The 16,700-nt window shown below is 42.9% G+C and carries 8 protein-coding genes and 1 pseudogene; 5 read left to right on the forward strand and 4 right to left on the reverse strand.

Features of this window, described 5'->3' with window-relative positions; translation table 11 throughout:
* Positions 1–22: 22 nt before the first annotated feature.
* Positions 23–3,898, forward strand: coding sequence for an SbcC/MukB-like Walker B domain-containing protein (locus tag ACHEVO_RS00450; protein ID WP_394123492.1), 3,876 nt, complete (start codon positions 23–25; stop codon positions 3,896–3,898).
* Positions 3,899–4,016: 118 nt separating this feature from the next.
* On the opposite strand, the gene ACHEVO_RS00455 is transcribed toward ACHEVO_RS00450, so the two are convergent.
* On the reverse strand, positions 4,017–8,864 hold the full coding sequence (locus ACHEVO_RS00455) for an NAD-glutamate dehydrogenase (RefSeq protein WP_394123493.1): 4,848 nt from the start codon (positions 8,862–8,864) through the stop codon (positions 4,017–4,019).
* Between the two features lie 458 nt (positions 8,865–9,322).
* Between ACHEVO_RS00455 and purD the strand changes: the two genes are divergently transcribed.
* Positions 9,323–10,639, forward strand: coding sequence for a phosphoribosylamine--glycine ligase (gene purD, locus ACHEVO_RS00460; RefSeq protein WP_394123901.1), 1,317 nt, complete (start codon positions 9,323–9,325; stop codon positions 10,637–10,639).
* A 448-nt stretch (positions 10,640–11,087) separates the two neighbouring features.
* On the forward strand, positions 11,088–12,482 hold the full coding sequence (locus ACHEVO_RS00465) for an ABC1 kinase family protein (RefSeq protein WP_394123494.1): 1,395 nt from the start codon (positions 11,088–11,090) through the stop codon (positions 12,480–12,482).
* Positions 12,483–12,616: 134 nt separating this feature from the next.
* Here ACHEVO_RS00465 and ACHEVO_RS00470 read toward each other — a convergent pair whose 3' ends face one another.
* Positions 12,617–13,291, reverse strand: coding sequence for an SAM-dependent methyltransferase (locus ACHEVO_RS00470; protein WP_394123495.1), 675 nt, complete (start codon positions 13,289–13,291; stop codon positions 12,617–12,619).
* A 189-nt stretch (positions 13,292–13,480) separates the two neighbouring features.
* Between ACHEVO_RS00470 and ACHEVO_RS00475 the strand changes: the two genes are divergently transcribed.
* A complete protein-coding gene (locus ACHEVO_RS00475; protein WP_394123496.1) occupies positions 13,481–13,672 on the forward strand; it encodes a DNA gyrase inhibitor YacG in 192 nt (63 codons plus the stop codon).
* Between the two features lie 40 nt (positions 13,673–13,712).
* Positions 13,713–14,894: an aspartate aminotransferase family protein gene (locus ACHEVO_RS00480; RefSeq protein ID WP_394123497.1), complete on the forward strand. Its 1,182-nt coding sequence runs from the start codon at positions 13,713–13,715 to the stop codon at positions 14,892–14,894.
* Positions 14,895–15,014: 120 nt separating this feature from the next.
* Here ACHEVO_RS00480 and ACHEVO_RS00485 read toward each other — a convergent pair whose 3' ends face one another.
* Both ACHEVO_RS00485 and ACHEVO_RS00490 read right to left on the reverse strand, forming a co-directional pair.
* Positions 15,015–15,914 carry a LysR family transcriptional regulator gene (locus ACHEVO_RS00485; protein ID WP_057760292.1) on the reverse strand — a complete coding sequence of 300 codons (900 nt, stop codon included), beginning with the start codon at positions 15,912–15,914 and terminating at the stop codon, positions 15,015–15,017.
* A 233-nt stretch (positions 15,915–16,147) separates the two neighbouring features.
* Positions 16,148–16,700, reverse strand: a pseudogene (locus tag ACHEVO_RS00490) (DNA polymerase III subunit gamma/tau); the annotation flags it as partial.

Here is a 16,700-nt window from a genome sequence, read left to right on the forward strand (position 1 = left end):
TTACCAATATTAAGACTTATCCATGCGCCTAATCGAACTCAGACTAAAAAACCTCAACTCCCTAAAAGGCGAATGGCATATTGATTTTGCTGATACTGCCTTTACCAATGAAGGCATCTTTGCTATCACTGGGCAAACAGGCGCTGGCAAAACCACCATATTAGATGCTATTTGCTTAGCGCTATATGGTGAGACGCCAAGAATTAATAGTATCAGTAAGAGCAGCAATGAAGTGATGACGCGGCAGACGGCAGAGTGTTTCGCTGAAGTAGTGATTGACTTAAATGGCGAGCAGTATCGCTGCCGCTGGGGACAGCGCCGTGCTTATAACAAAGCAGATGGCAATCTGCAAGATGCGACTCATGAAATCGCTAAGATAAACGTTGATGACTCGTCAAAAGAGGATGAGCTGTTAGAGAGCACCTTAAAGCATACCAAAAATAAAATCATTGAACTGACTCGGATGGATTTTCAGCAATTTACTCGCTCTATATTGCTGGCTCAGGGTAGCTTTTCAGCATTTCTAAAGGCAAAGGCTGATGAACGCGCAGATATTTTAGAGAAAATCACTGGCACTGATATTTATGCGACCATCTCAACACAGGTTCATGATAAGAAACGTACCGAGGAAGAAATTCTTAATAAGCTACAATACGGTTTAGACGGTTTGATGCTTTTAGATACCGATGAAGAAAATCAGTTAAAAGCTGTCTTGCAGTCGTATCAAAGTGCCCAAAGTGAGCAGCAGCAAACCATTCAAGATTTGTCCGAAAAGATAAAGTGGCTAGATAGCGTGACAGAGTCAAAAGAAAAGCTGAATACTTATCAAAATGTTCTAGATCAGGCTCAGCAGGCTCAGCAAGACTTTATCCCTAGTGCCAAACGCTTAATCGCTGCTAATAAGGCGTTGGAGATTGACAGTCAGTTCAGCCAACTTGTGCATAGTCGCGATAATTTAAAACGCTTGCAAGAAGAACAGCAGCAGATCAGCAGCATCCTACCGCAAAAACAAAATGATCTAGAGCAAGCAACCATACATCTAGAGACAGCACAAACTCATGCGCAAGCTACCCATGAAACTTTGCAAACAGCTCTACCCAATATTGCGCAGGCGCGTAGACTAGATATAGACATTACGCAGAATAAGCATGTCCTAAAAGATATTGAGCAAAGACAGCAAACTCTAACGGGCAGCACTCAACATCTAAATAAAGAGATAGACAACCATAAACAACAGGCTGCGCAAAATAAAACCCAGCTTGCAAGTGTCGAAAGCTATCTTAATGACGCCCATGAATTAAACAATATCGATAGTGATATAGCGAATTTCAAAAGTCATTGCGGCCGACTAAAAGTAGTATTGCAAGAAAATACCGCCCTATCAGATGATAAAACAAGCCAGCAGCAACAGATCCACCAGTATCGCGCCAATCTTGACGTCTTAAATCAACAGAAAAAGACAAAAGACACCACCATGTTGTCTATACAGGATAAATTGGCCGCTTTACAACAAGAGCAAGCAGCATTAACCCAAGTACAGTCATTGGCTGATATGCGAGATGAGCAAGATCAGATTGACGATATCAACCGTCAACTTGACCAAGCGAGCGTTAAGACAAAACAGCTCGATGAGGTTAGCGTACAAGTAGAGAAAATAGTTGCGACCTTGCCAGTAATGAGTAACGACCTCAACAAGCTGGCAGGCTTAATCGCTAATAATGAATCGGCTATCAGCGCTGCCAAAGAAAAGCGTCAAGACAAACAAACCCAGCTGCATTTACTACAAAAAGTCGCCAAATTAGAAGACTATATCGCTGACCTAAAAGATGGCAGTCCCTGCCCGCTTTGTGGGTCGCTAGAGCATCCTTATAGTGCAGACCATCCGCACTTAGTGCAAGAGACGGAAGCAACGCAAACTCAGCGGCAAATAGCAGAGCTGGATACGACTATATCCAATTTAGAAGAAACTTTATCTAAACATCGTATTAATCAAGCAACTGTACGACAGCAGTTTTCGCAGCAGGAAGAGCAACAAGGCCTACTGAGTGATCAAATCCAAAAATTAAAGAAAGATATCGACCAATTGGTCAGTTCAGTACTAAATAAAGGTTATTCTCAATTTATCGCTGAAATATTAAAATCACTGGCGCAGATTGATGTACATATCGATGCGTTGTCATTATTAAGCAATATCAAAATCGAGCTAGGTAAGCGTAAAGAATCTCTTAAAAATACGTTAACTCAATATGAAACGCTTAGCGAGTCGCTCTCTACGATACGTAATGACATCGAAGCGTTAGACAAGGAGCAGCGTGAGCTGGCCAGCACTATTAACGAGATTGAGAGCAATAGTGAAAAAACAACATGGGCTATAGAAAACTTAGACAAAAAATATTATGATAATTTTTCTGAATTGACTGTGCTCAAAATAAATATATTAGCCCTGTTAAATAAATATTCCACTGGCAAACATCAGTCAGACGCAAAAACGGTGATACGTTCTTCACTGCAATCATTACAACTGCTGATAACCAGCATTGGAAATCAAACCGTACTAAGCAATTTTGACGCTCAGGCACATATCAATACCCTGCGCCAATGTCACAGTGCCCTTTTAGAAATCAAGAAACAGTTCAACGACTATAGAGAGGATCAACAAACCCTAAAGACTTCACTCGGTCGTCTAGAAACACAAATTGAGACCAAGCAGTCTCAACTCGATAAAGAAGAAAATGAGCTTGTTAAAATCTCTCAACTCGTGGCTGAAAAATCGGACTCGCTTACGCAATTAAAAACAAACAGAGATAACGTCTTGGCAGATAAAGATCCTGAGGCAGAAGAAAAGCGTTTGCGTGAGGCGTTAGAACAGTCTCAAATTGAGCAAACCTCTGCCCAAAGACAGCTAGACAATGCTGAACGCATACTTAGTCAATTGCTTGATAAGCAGCGTCACGTGACTGAGCAAGTGACTACTGTAAAGATTACACTGAGCAGCCAAGAGGATAACTTTAAGTCGATACTTACTACTTCCGATTTCGCTGATGAAATAGATTTCACCAATGCGCGCCTGCCAATTGATGAGCGTAACGCACTTAGACAGCAGCAACAACATATCGATTACGCGCTAAAACAAGCGCACTCTTTATTAGAAGAAACCAAAAAAGCACTTGAAGCTAAGCAAGCCAATCCGCTGACAGTAGACGATAGAGAAACGCTTACCCAACAGCAATCACAAGCGCAAGATGAATTTAACAAACGAATTGAGTCAATCGGTGCAATCAGTCAGCGTCTAAAGGACAATGAAGATAAGAAAACCACCCAACAGGCGCAAATTGATGCCATTAATGCCCAAAAGGACAAATTGCAAGTTTGGCAACAATTGCATAAATTGATTGGCTCATCTGATGGCAAAAAGTTCCGTACTTTTGCTCAAGGGCTAACCTTTGACCTTATGGTCACTCACGCCAATACGCAGCTGCAAAAAATGAGCGATCGCTATTTGCTGGCTCGTGATGATAATAGTCCACTTGAGCTAAATGTGATTGACAACTATCAAGGTGGCGAAATTCGCAGCACTAAGAATCTTTCAGGCGGCGAAGGTTTTATCATTAGCCTAGCGTTAGCATTAGGACTCTCACAGATGGCCAGTCAAAATATACGCGTGGACTCGCTATTTTTAGATGAAGGCTTTGGTACATTGGATGAGGAATCTTTAGACATTGCGCTTGATACGCTGACCAATCTACAGCAAGAAGGTAAATTAATCGGGGTGATATCCCATGTTCAGGCGCTAAAAGATCGCATTTTAACCCAGATTAAGGTCGAAAAGCTCTCGGGCGGATTTAGCCGAATCAGTGGTCAAGGGTGTCATAAAGTCGTCAGTGAAAAAGCATCCTAAGTTAATCACTTTAATACTCAATACTTTCAATCAAACCATTACGTTTGGACAATAAAAAACCACCGAACATTAAGGACGGTGGTTTTTTGTGAGACAGTTTAGGAGTGATATTACTTCATTACTTAGTAACCAAACCACTAAGCTCACTCATCAATACGGACAACGTTGAAAGACCGATTTGACCTTCTTCGTCGTTGCTATGCAGCTCATCCAACTTATGCATCTCTGTGGTGACTGCTGCAAGCTGATCGACGTGTCTTGCTCTCCATTCACTAAATGCTTGCTTAGCATCTGGTTTTGAGAGTACCGCATCCATCAATAGGCGCAAGCTGCGTGACAGCTCGTTCACTAACGCATGGCGAGCACGGCGATCCCAATAATCTTGCTGTGGTAGGTTCGCAATATTTTCCATCATCCAGTCTAATTGCAATACTTGATAAGCTTCAAAGTATAAGGTTGCAATCTCATCGACAGGACGCTCGTATTGCTCAGCAAGCAATGCAGCATCAAGCGCATCGACATGATACGGTAGCATCGCAAATAGCGTAGCGTCATTATCAGACAGCTCTTTTTGCATCAAACGTTCGGTGTCTTCTTGCAAATATTGTGCAAACTGCTGCTCGATAAATCCACTTGGCTTGGTCAGTTTTTCTACACTTTCACTGAAGCGGCTAATCATATCAGCGACTTGCAGGTTTTGCCCAAAGGCATTGATGAACCAGACCACACCGCGCTCAAGTGAATCACGTAGACGTAGCTCAAGGTTCAGCAGTAACGTCGCCTCAACTTGATTGTCTAGAGCTTCAAGTGCTTTCCAAGCGCGCGATACGTTGAATACATCACGGCTAATCGCATAACCACGTACGATAGTGGCTAGTGATTGATCGGTTTCCTCAAAGAGACGGAATAGCGCTTCAATACCTAAACGGTTGACCACACTGTTGGTCAAGTAAGTACTGATAATCTCGCGATGCAAACGGTGCTCAGTCATCTCATCAAAGAAGCGTGAAGCAAGTTCATCTGGGAAGTACTTACGTAGCTCATTGATAAAGTACGGATCATCTGGTAAATCAGACAATAATAGATTGTCATAAACCCACATCTTGCCATAAGCTAAGACCACTGCCAGCTCAGGATTGGTCAGACCAGTATCCGCTTTTTGGCGCTTCGCAATTTCTTCATCTGATGGTAGATACTCAATCGCACGATCCAGACGCCCTTCACTCTCTAGCATCTGAATAAAGCGTTGATGATCGCTCAAGTTGGCTGCTGCGCGGATGTGGCTCAGCTCAATCGCTTGTGGTTGCAAGTAGTTTTGACGCAGTACCAGTTCTGCTACGGTGTCAGTCATACTCTCAAGCAGCTCATTACGTTGCTTGAGAGTCATGTCGCCTTGCTCGACCACTTTGCCAAGTAGGATTTTGATATTGACTTCATGATCCGAGCAGTTAACACCGCCTGAGTTGTCGATTGCATCTGTATAGATACGGCCGCCCGTTTGAGCGTACTCGATACGACCTTGCTGGGTTAGACCTAAGTTACCACCTTCACCAACAACAGCTGCGCGTAGCTCATTACCATCGATACGCAGCGAATCATTCGCACGGTCGCCCACATCAGCATGCGTTTCGTTTGCACTTTTGACATAAGTACCGATACCACCATTCCAGATAAGATCGACAGGTGCTCGTAGTAACGCACTGATCAAATCATTCGGTGCAAGGCTGTCTTCACTGATATCGAAGAGCGATTTCATCTCAGGGCTGATAGCGATGGTTTTGTCTTGGCGTGAGAATATACCACCACCTTGACTGATCAATGATGCTTCATAATCTGCCCATGATGAGCGTGGTAACTCAAATAAGCGTGCACGCTCAGCGTATGAGGCCGCCGTATCTGGATTAGGATCAATAAAGATATGCAAATGGTTAAAGGCAGCAACTAGTTTAGTATGTTTTGATAGCAGCATGCCATTACCGAAAACATCCCCACTCATGTCACCAATACCAACAACCGTAAAGTCATCACGATTTTGGATGTCCATACCGCGCATACGGAAGTGGCGTTTGACCGACTCCCAACCACCGCGAGCTGTGATACCCATTGCTTTATGGTCATAACCTACTGAGCCACCTGATGCAAAGGCATCATCTAGCCAGAAGTTGTACTCTGCTGCTAGCGCATTGGCTATATCAGAGAAGGTAGCTGTACCTTTGTCTGCCGCAACAACCAAGTACGGATCGTCTTCATCATGGCGTACCGTATTGGCTGGCGGGACGATGTTGCCATCTACAATATTGTCTGTGACATCAAGCATGCCGCGTAAGAATGTCTGATAGCAAGCGATACCTTCTGCTTGGAACGCCTCACGACCATCAGCCATGCTCTTGGTTTTTACAATAAAGCCACCTTTAGAGCCTACAGGGACGATTACTGCGTTTTTGACCATCTGCGCTTTGACAAGGCCAAGTACTTCGGTACGGAAATCTTCCATACGATCTGACCAGCGCAGACCACCGCGAGCGACTTTGCCGCCACGTAAGTGCACAGCTTCGACGCGTGGTGAATACACAAATATCTCAAACATTGGCTTTGGTTTAGGCAAGTTTGGAATGTCTGCTGCCAAGAACTTAAATGACAGACGATCTTTGCGCTGACCATCGCTATCGACTTGATAGAAGTTGGTACGTACCATCGCATTGATCAAATCTAAGTACCAGCGCAAGATACGATCTTCGTCTAGGCTATCAACATCTGCTAACGCAGCGGTGATTTGCTCTTGAATGGTAGCAGCCTTTTCTTGACGCGTATCGAGGCTATACTTAGGATTCATACGTGCGTCAAACAAACTACCTAACGCCACGCTGATATCGCTGTTTTTGACCACAGTTTGCTGAATATAAGCACTAGAGAATGGCGCACGTGCTTGCAGCATGTAGCGAGACAGTGCACGCAATACGACGACATCATAAGTATCGAGCTTGGTCGTTAGTACCAATTCATTGAATGAATCGCTTTCAACGCGACCTGCCCAGATTTGCTTGAGACTGTCTTCGAACTGACCACGCACGACTTGCATATTGACCGTATCGACATGCTCTAGGGTCAACTCATACTCTTGCATCCAGATAGGTTGCTCTGGCAAGTCAAACTCATAAGTCTGTGCTGAGATAACTGACACACCAAAGTTTTCAAGTATTGGTAGTACTTTTGACAAGATAACCGGTTGTTCGCGACCGTATAGCTTTAGGTGAAGCTGGTTACGTGCATCGCCTGTCGACTGGTATAAGTGCCAAAGCATTGGGTGCTCTGCGGTCAGCCCTGCCAAACGCTTCGTATCTTCGACTGCAGTACGAGCATCGAAACGCTCTTGGTAGGCAGCAGGAATATAATTTAAGAAGCGACGATTTAAAGCGTTGGCTTGTTGCTCACCGACATTGTCGAGTAGCATTTTTTGATAATTATCATCCCATGACTGCATGAGTGCTGATAATTTGGCTTCAAGTGTAGCGATATTGACGTCATTTACTTGACCAGGCACGGTACGTACGTGGACGTGCACACGAGCATGCGCAGACTCATTGAACTCAGTGGTAAACCCTGAAGACATACCGTTATAGGCGTCTTTTAGGACATTTTGTACTTTAATACGTAGCTCGGTGTTGAACTTATCACGCGGGATATAGACCAAGCACGAAACAAAACGCTGATAATGGTCGATACGGCTAAATAGACGTAAGCTTTTTTTATCTTGTAGTTGAGTAATACCCGAAACAATTGGGTATAGCTCTTCGACGCTGGCTTGGAACAAATCATCACGCGGTAAGGTATTAATCACATGCATCATCTTATGATGAGCATGACCGTCACGTGGCAAGTCTGCCATTGCCATAATCTTATTGGCTTTTTCGCGCAATAGCGGTATTTGCTGTACAGTTAGTTGATAGGCTTGTGAGGTAAGCAAACCGATAAAGCGGTATTCACCAATTAGATTACCGTTATCATCGAACTTATGAATGCCCAAAAAGTCCATATATACTGAACGATGCACAGGTGATACACGGCTTGATTTAGACAGCATCAACACGCGCGGCTCAGTCAATAATTGCTTTAAGCCTCTAGGCAATTGGCTGAAGCTTTCTGATAGCTTGTCTTGTTCAGAACCACGTAATAGACCAAGGCCACTGTTACCGATTGCGAATAAATCTAAATCGGTCGGCTCAGAAGTCACTTCGATAGACTGACCACCTTCCAAGCGGTATTCACGATACCCTAAGAATATAAAGTGATCGTCTAAGATCCAATCTAAAAATGCTTGGATTTCTTGTTGTGAGTAGAATACTTCCGGTAGCGGCTTAGTCGAAAGCTCAGTTTTGATATCGTTCAACTGAGCACGCATCTGTTTCCAGTCGCCAACGACTGTATCAAGCGTGTCAATTTTTGACATAAGCATCTGTTGAAGTGCTTCCAAGTCTTCGTTGTCTTGGTAAGCAATTTCACAATGAATCAATGACATATGTGAAGTGGCACTTTCATGTGCGCCTTCGATATGCGTAATATCACCATTGTCATCACGCTCAACACTGATAATGATGTTGTAAGTACGATGAACATCGATACCTTCAGCTTCTAGGCTCATCAAAATCGTATCAACTAAGAATGGTCTATCATAAGCTGCGATTTGAATGACAGTGTGCGAGCTGTGAAAGTGCTGCTCTTCTGCTGCTGGGTTTAGTACTGTCAGCTGCGGCTTGCTGCCGTCGTAAGCTTTGAGTAGTGTAAAGTGATGTAGCGCCATGCCCGCCAAGTCAGCATTACTAATCGCCTCTGCAGTTTCTTGATGCAGCGGCTGATAATAGCTATGAATAAAATGATCAAATAGCGATTTGTCTTTTTGTACATAACTGGTAGCAATATCGCTTATCTGGCTAATGCGCTCTTTTGCGATACTGAGGGAGTTTGGCATTTCCTGCGTCCTTTTTTTATAGATTTGGTTTAACATTTATTTATTTAAGTTTATCGATTTAGATTGACTACTGTTACTGCATATTCATCATTGGTGCAACGGTGCAGTATTTCCATTCACGCGACTTATTTTATTTTTATAACAGTTAGAAATTTTCTCCTTTTTTACTCTTATTTTTTATTAATATGTAGCCATCAGAATTTAATACTACCAATATAGTGAAGTGTAACGCACATAAGGCGCGAGCTAAAGTGTACAACATCATTTCATGAATCAGCGATGTGTCGATAACCTTTACTAATGAGACAATGCGGTTTTGGACATCGATATGGATGATTCGGTGTTGGCAGGCGGATACTCATGGTAATTGAAGGCGTTTTTTTGTTAGAATATGCCAACATATTTAAGAGCGTACGACTCGCTCACTATTAACTTTAATGCTAAGGGCAAAAGGTATGATGAATATTTTGGTGGTTGGCTCAGGTGGTCGCGAACACGCATTGGCATGGCAATGTGCAAAAGATGACAATGTAAAAAATGTCTACATCGCTCCTGGCAATGCTGGCACTGCCCTTGAGCCTAAATGCCAAAACGTTACGCTAGAGTCTACCGACGCTGACGCAGGCGAGCATAGTGCTGTTATCGCGTTTTGTCAAAATAATGATATCGACATGGTAATTGTTGGTCCAGAAGCGCCTTTGGTCACGGGTATTGTTGATGCTTGTCGTGAAGCAGGTATCAAAGCATGGGGCCCAACAGCGTACTGTGCACAGTTAGAAGGCTCAAAAACTTTTGCTAAAGAGTTCATGGAGCAAAACAACATTCCAACCGCTGCTTATCAAGGTTTTACAGACGCAGTCGCTGCAAAAGCCTATGTCGATGAGCAAGGCGCGCCTATCGTTATTAAAGCAGATGGTCTTGCTGCAGGTAAAGGCGTCATCGTTGCTGAAACGATCGAACAAGCACATGAAGCTATCGACGATATGCTAGCGGACAACAAGTTCGGTGATGCTGGCAGCCGCGTGGTTATCGAGCAGTTCTTACAGGGTGAAGAAGCCAGCTTTATTTGCATGATTGATGGTGACAACATCTTGCCAATGGCAACCAGCCAAGATCACAAACGTGCTTTTGAAGGTGATACTGGTCCAAACACTGGCGGTATGGGTGCCTACTCCCCTGCTCCAGTTGTTACCAGCGATGTTCATAACAAAGTCATGCAGCAAGTGATTCAACCAGTAGTCGATGCTATGAAAAATGCAGGCCATCCTTATACTGGATTCTTATACGCTGGTCTTATGATTGATAAGGCAGGCGATCCGTATGTCATCGAATTTAACTGCCGTTTTGGTGATCCAGAAACGCAGCCTATCTTAATGCGTTTGCAGTCATCAATGGTCGATTTGGTCGCACAAGGTTTGGCAGGTCAATTACCTAGTGAAGCAAAATGGGATGCGCGCCCTGCTCTAGGTATTGTCGTTGCATCAAAAGGCTACCCTGAAACTTCATTTAAAGGTGATGTGATTGCTGGCTTGCCAGAACTAGATCCTAACAACGACGAAGCTGTGAAAGTTTTCCATGCGGGCACGGCATTTTCTAACGATAATGATAAAGAAGTCGTCACAAACGGCGGGCGCGTCTTATGTGTGACTGCGCTAGCAGATAGTATTTCTGATGCTCAGCAAGCCGCATTAGCAGTCACCGCTGCTATTAGTTTTGATGGTGCGCAGTATCGCCGTGATATTGGACACCATGCCATCACTCGCGAAAATGCTTAGCAGCTAAAGCATACTAAAAAACATATTGAGTAACGTCTTGGGCAATATTTTAGATAATGCGAAGGTTTCGCTCAATATGTTTGATTAATAGTATTTTTCTATTTTAAGTTCTACATCATTATTTGACCTAGCATAATGCTAGGTCTTATTTTTTAGTATCTTTTTGATACTTAACTATTGGCTATAAATAGATTTCACTAAGTTTTAATAGTCAGTGAACTTGCTAGAAAATTCTAGCTATTTATGAATCATACTCAAATTAGTAAGCACCTATTTATCAATAGTTACCGCTAGATATTAGCTTACAAAGTAACTATCAATGGCCAGCTCAGGCTCATAAAACCAACGCGCTTTATATGATACAATTTTGTACCTGTGCATCACGTCTCCCTTGTATTGTAGGTTTCGAACCCGCAAATCAATACCAATTGGATGAATGATTATACTTATGGCAAATGATACGTCTAAACCTTTTAGCAACAAGCAATCAATCGATAGCCTAAAAACCTCAGGGTTTGATCGTCGTATGTCGATTGCAAAAACTTCTTTGAATATTGGTCGTCGTTGGGCGGGTAATAGCGTGTCTGGTATGTTCTTAAATAAAGAAGCACGTACTGCACGTAATCAGGCATTTATGGAAACTCAAGCAAATTATCTGGCATCAGAGCTAGGTAAACTGAAAGGTTCGGTCGTAAAGATTGGTCAAATGCTAGCGATTTATGGTGAGCATATACTGCCGCCAGAGATCACGCGTGCTTTGCAAACCCTTAATGATGATACAGCCACATTGACTTGGCCAACAATTGAGCAAACATTACGTCAGCTACTGGGCAACAAACTAAATGAGCTAGACATTGATCCTGTACCTATCGGAACTGCTTCTCTTGCTCAGGTTCATCGTGCGACCGTACTCGCCACTGGCGAACAAGTTGTGTTAAAAATTCAGTATCCAGGTGTGGCAGACGCTATCAACTCTGATCTTGCTTTGTTCAAACAATTGTTAAAAGTAAGTAATATCGTCCCTCAAACACGGGCACTCGATGCTTGGTTTGAGGAAATACGTGACCTACTCCATCACGAAGTTGATTACGAGGCAGAAGCGGCTACGACAGAACGTTTTTACGAGCGTTTAATCGATGATCCGCGCTATATCGTGCCTAAGATTAATCGTAACTATTCTAAAAAACGTCTGCTATGCATGTCATACGAGCCAGGTATTACTGTGGTTTCAGAAGCATTGCAGCTATTACCTCATGAACGCCGCAATGCCATTGGTCAAGCAGCTATAGAAATCATGATGCAAGAGATTTTTGTATGGGGTGAAATGCAGACCGATCCTAACTTTGGTAATTATCTGGTGCGTGTGAGCGAAAACGAAAAAGATATCGATAGATTGGTTTTGCTAGATTTTGGAGCGATTCGTCAGTTTGATGGTAACCTATTAACGATTGCCCGTGGTCTACTACGCGCAGGATATCGCCATGATCAGCAAGCAATGAGCCTTGCTATGAAAGGATATGACTTTTTCGATAGCATGAGTAATAAAGTACGTTCGGATATTGCCTCGTTATTTTTGCTTGCTACCGAGCCTTTTAGTGACCCTGAGAAAAACACCAATATCCCTAGCGAATGTTTGGATGAGCAGAATCGCTATATTTGGGCGAACAGTAAACTACATTCACGCCTATCTACTACGGCTACACGCGCAATGCAGTCCTTTGAATTTAATCTGCCACCAAAAGAATTTATGTTTATCAGCCGTAAGTTTATCGGTGCATATACCTTTTTGACTGTTTTAGATGCGCATACCAACTCTAACAGCCTCGTAAAACCTTATTTATAAAATGTGCAAATTTTGAGCCGTCCTTTAGTGACGGCTTTTCAATGTTTTGATTTTATTTGCTTAGGCTATTTTATATCTAATATTATTAACTTTACTGTGTATCACTGACATAAGCCCTATATTTACTTAGGCTATTATTTTTCGCTTATAGCACTTACCTGCCAATCATCAAATCTTGTTTTATACCACTTCGGCTTACGAATGCTTAGCTCCCAACACACTTCTTGTCGGGCAAGATATTTCACTTCGAAATGAGTGCGCTGACTGGTCGCTGGTACTCGAGAACGTGTTGATGGTAGACACCATACTTTGGTTGCTTGGTGTTCTGCATTGTCCATATAGGATTCGATATTAGTCACTAATATCACTTCTCCGCCCACCTGCAAGCGTGATAAGAGAAACTCAAAAAAAGGCATGTTCAGCCATTGCTGATTTGGATTGTGCTGTTCAGGATTGGGATAAAGAATGAAGATTTTAGCCAAGCTGTTTGGTTTAATGGCATGCACTGTCCATGCAATCGCATCCGCATGAATCGCGTCTAGGTTTGATAAATTTTGTAGAGTAGCTAATTTTGAGAATGCTTCGAATTTATTACGCGTGCGTTCAATGGCTATCAGATGCTTATCAGGATTTTGTGCGGCAAAGCTAAGTGCATGCTTACCCTTCCCTGCCCCAATCTCTAGCATCAACGGTTTTTCATTTTTATTGTCATTAATGATATTTGGAATAATAAAGTCACGCGGTGCTGACAGTTTTTGTGGTTGAAAGGCACGCTCTTGCTGATGCGTGAGATCAATATTGTCGGTCATCTACTATCCTTAAAGCATTTGTCTTTTGTCATTATTCGGCCCCATGCTATTATATAGTCAATCCAATTGAATAGTAATATAGCGATAGCAAGTACGCCTCGTTTCGTCGTAATTTAAATGACGGATGCGTTTTATACTTGTGCCGTATGCAACCGATACTAATAATATTTAGGACATTGCTCTTTTCTTATGACTGACTCTACTGTAAATACGCCCCCAAAGACCTACCCTTGTGCACGCTGCAGCACTCAGACGGCCTGGCAAGATAATAAATACAAGCCGTTTTGTAGCAGTCGCTGCAAGTTGATCGACTTAGGTGCTTGGGCAAACGAAGACTACACCTTACCTGCAGAAACCACGCCTTTTTCTGACGAGCTATAACCCACACTTTTACTCAATTATTATATCAAGGATGCTTTACATGTCTGCTACTTATCTGATGCCCACTTATAATCGTCAACCAATCAGCTTTACACGCGGTGCAGGCAGTTGGCTCTATACCAAAGATGACACGCCTTACTTAGATGCTTTGACTGGTATTGCGGTATGCGGCTTAGGACACTGTCATCCACAAGTCACTGACGCGATTCAGCAACAAGCAGGTACGTTAATTCATACGAGCAACTTGTTCGGCATTGATTGGCAAGAGCGTGCTGGAGAAATATTATGTACCGCAGCCCAAATGGACAGTGTGTTTTTTGCCAATAGTGGCGCCGAAGCCAATGAAGCTGCATTGAAACTGGCACGTTTATACGCGTACAAGCAAGGTTTTAAACGTCCAAAAGTTATCGTAATGGAGCAATCGTTCCATGGTCGTACGTTATTATCTTTGTCAGCTACTGCAAATCCAAAAGCGCGTGAAGGATTTTATACACTAGATGAAGACTTTATTCGTGTGCCATTTGGCGATATCGATGCTGTCAAACAAGCTGCTCAAGAACATGATGATATCTGCGCTATCTTTGTAGAGCCGATTCAAGGCGAAGGTGGCTTGAATACTGCAGCCAATGGCTTTACTTATCTGGAAGAGCTACAAGCAGAATGTGACGCTCATAACTGGCTATTTATGCTGGATGAAGTACAAACAGGTAATGGTCGTACTGGTAAATATTTTGCTTATCAACATAGCAATGCTCGTCCTGATGTGTTGACGACAGCCAAAGGTCTAGGTAATGGTTTCCCAGTCGGTGCGTGCATGGTACGTGGCCGTGCCAATGGTCTGTTTGGTGCTGGTAGCCATGGCTCTACTTATGGTGGCACGCCATTAGCCAGCCGTGTGGTACATAGCGTGTACGACGTGCTAGCAAATAGTAATATCATGGAAAACGCAGTGACTGAGGGTTTATTTATCAGAGAAAGTATCGTTGATACATTTGGCCAACATGGTGTTAGCAGTCGCGGTGCAGGTATGATGATTGGTATCGCGCTACCTGAAGATATGGATTGTAGCCAACTGGTAGATCGTGCCCGTGATGAGCAAAAGCTGATCATCAATGTGACGGGTGGTCATGTTGTACGTTTGCTGCCACCACTTAATATGAGCCGTGATGAAAGCACACAAGTCGCTGAGCGTTTAATCAACCTGTTAAAGCCATCATTTTAAAGCATGCTTCAACGTTAATAACAGACAACAAAAAAGCCTATAGATGATTCATTATCTATAGGCTTTTTGCTAACTACTTACTGCTAACTAAAAACGTTTCGTGCGTAGTGAGAACAACACTTAATTTGCATGGAAGTATTTTTTTAGTACTTCTAGGCAACGAGTGATTTTAGCTGGCTGTTGGTCACGATTTAAAGTGACCGCATATAGCACAAAGCTTGGTAATTGATAGCCAGTCAACACCTCTACCAGCTCACCACTCTCAAGCTCTTTTTTGACGTCCATTTCTAACATTCTAACCAAACCGTGACCTTCTTTAGCCAACGTCGTTGCCATAAACACGTTATTGGTATAGATACGCGAGTTCATTTTGACACGCGTTTTTTTGCCAGTTTCAGTCTGAATCATATCGATCTGATTGGCATCTTTCATGATCTCAATACAGATTAATTGATGCTCAGCCAAGTCTTTAGGCGTATTTAGCTTACTGTGCTGACGCAAATACTGAGGTGAAGCAACCAATAGTTGGCGCACATCGGTCAATGGATGACTGCTCAAACTAGAATCATTAATCGATGGGCTCATGCGAATGGCAATATCAATACGCTCATCAATCATATCAATATAATGATTGTCAGCTAGATAGGTGACGCTTAAATCATCATGTGCCGCCATCCAAGTAGAGAGTGCTGGCAGTATGTGATTAACACCAAGCTCAGGAGTCGTCGATACACGCAAGCTACCTGCTAGCTCATCACGCAATTGATTAACTTTGATACGCCCTTGCTCCGCTGCACTGACGACATCTTTTGCCGCTTCATAAAAGCTCTCGCCAGCTTCTGTTAAGCTTAGCTTACGAGTTGAGCGATGTAGCAATACCACGCCAAGCTCGTTCTCTAGCGAACGAATTTGCTGACTGACCGCACTGGTTGTAATACCTAGCTCACGTGCTGAGCCACTAAAAGAACCATGTCCGACCACACTGGCGAACACAGCCATACCGCGTAAATTATCCAACATATTCTCACCTAAACGTCATTTCAGTTTTTAATATAACTTAACCATTATAACGACTTTGCATTCATCTTATCGTTATCAAATGGTTCTCTCTTGTTTGATAAATATATTTTGACCCGTAATAAAAACAAAAATATCAAGGTGATATATTGCTATCACCTTGATATTTAATATAAAACTACGTTCAATATATAAATATACTTTTAGATATTTTGAGCAATCACTGCTCCAAAATCTCAATACAGCTGTACTTTACCCATTTTCCCCTCACCGCGTTCAGTTAAATACTGCATTACTGGTGTTTTTAGTAATTTCGTTTCGGCAACGGTTTTCGCTTGCTCTAAACGTTTTTTCTGTCGGCGCTCTGGGGTTTTATCTTCGGTCTGCATGATACTACTATCAATTTTCAAGTCAATGTCAGCTTGCGTAAATTGCTGTTGTAGCTTAGCTGCCAATTGCTGAAAAGTGACCTGCAAATGCTTACTATCAACACTGGTCAAAAACGTGGCTTTACCATTACATTGACCAGTCATTGTACCTTGTCGTGCTAGTGCTAGCTCATCTTGTGCCAATACCTCGCTTTCACGAGCAGTTTGCAACCAGTAATCCCACTTTTCTGGGTTCCACTCGCCTGTCAGCTCTTGAGGTGGACAACGCAGCAACGTACGTGGATCTTCATCAGAGTGTGCTGTTAACTGAGAATCATTTACGCCAGGCTCAACAACTGGTTCAGGCTCAACAACTGGTTCAGGCTCAACAACTGGTTCAGGCTCAACAACTGGTTCAGGC

This window comes from Psychrobacter nivimaris, from assembly GCF_043419765.1.
GTDB lineage: Bacteria > Pseudomonadota > Gammaproteobacteria > Pseudomonadales > Moraxellaceae > Psychrobacter.

Bases quoted from the DNA above. Each gene is read 5' to 3' on its own strand.
- ACHEVO_RS00450 (WP_394123492.1), top strand. From the start codon at position 23: ATGCGCCTAATCGAACTCAGACTAAAAAACCTCAACTCCCTAAAAGGC.
- ACHEVO_RS00455 (WP_394123493.1), bottom strand. From the start codon at position 8,864: ATGCCAAACTCCCTCAGTATCGCAAAAGAGCGCATTAGCCAGATAAGC.
- purD (WP_394123901.1), top strand. From the start codon at position 9,323: ATGAATATTTTGGTGGTTGGCTCAGGTGGTCGCGAACACGCATTGGCA.
- ACHEVO_RS00465 (WP_394123494.1), top strand. From the start codon at position 11,088: ATGGCAAATGATACGTCTAAACCTTTTAGCAACAAGCAATCAATCGAT.
- ACHEVO_RS00470 (WP_394123495.1), bottom strand. From the start codon at position 13,291: ATGACCGACAATATTGATCTCACGCATCAGCAAGAGCGTGCCTTTCAA.
- ACHEVO_RS00475 (WP_394123496.1), top strand. From the start codon at position 13,481: ATGACTGACTCTACTGTAAATACGCCCCCAAAGACCTACCCTTGTGCA.
- ACHEVO_RS00480 (WP_394123497.1), top strand. From the start codon at position 13,713: ATGTCTGCTACTTATCTGATGCCCACTTATAATCGTCAACCAATCAGC.
- ACHEVO_RS00485 (WP_057760292.1), bottom strand. From the start codon at position 15,914: ATGTTGGATAATTTACGCGGTATGGCTGTGTTCGCCAGTGTGGTCGGA.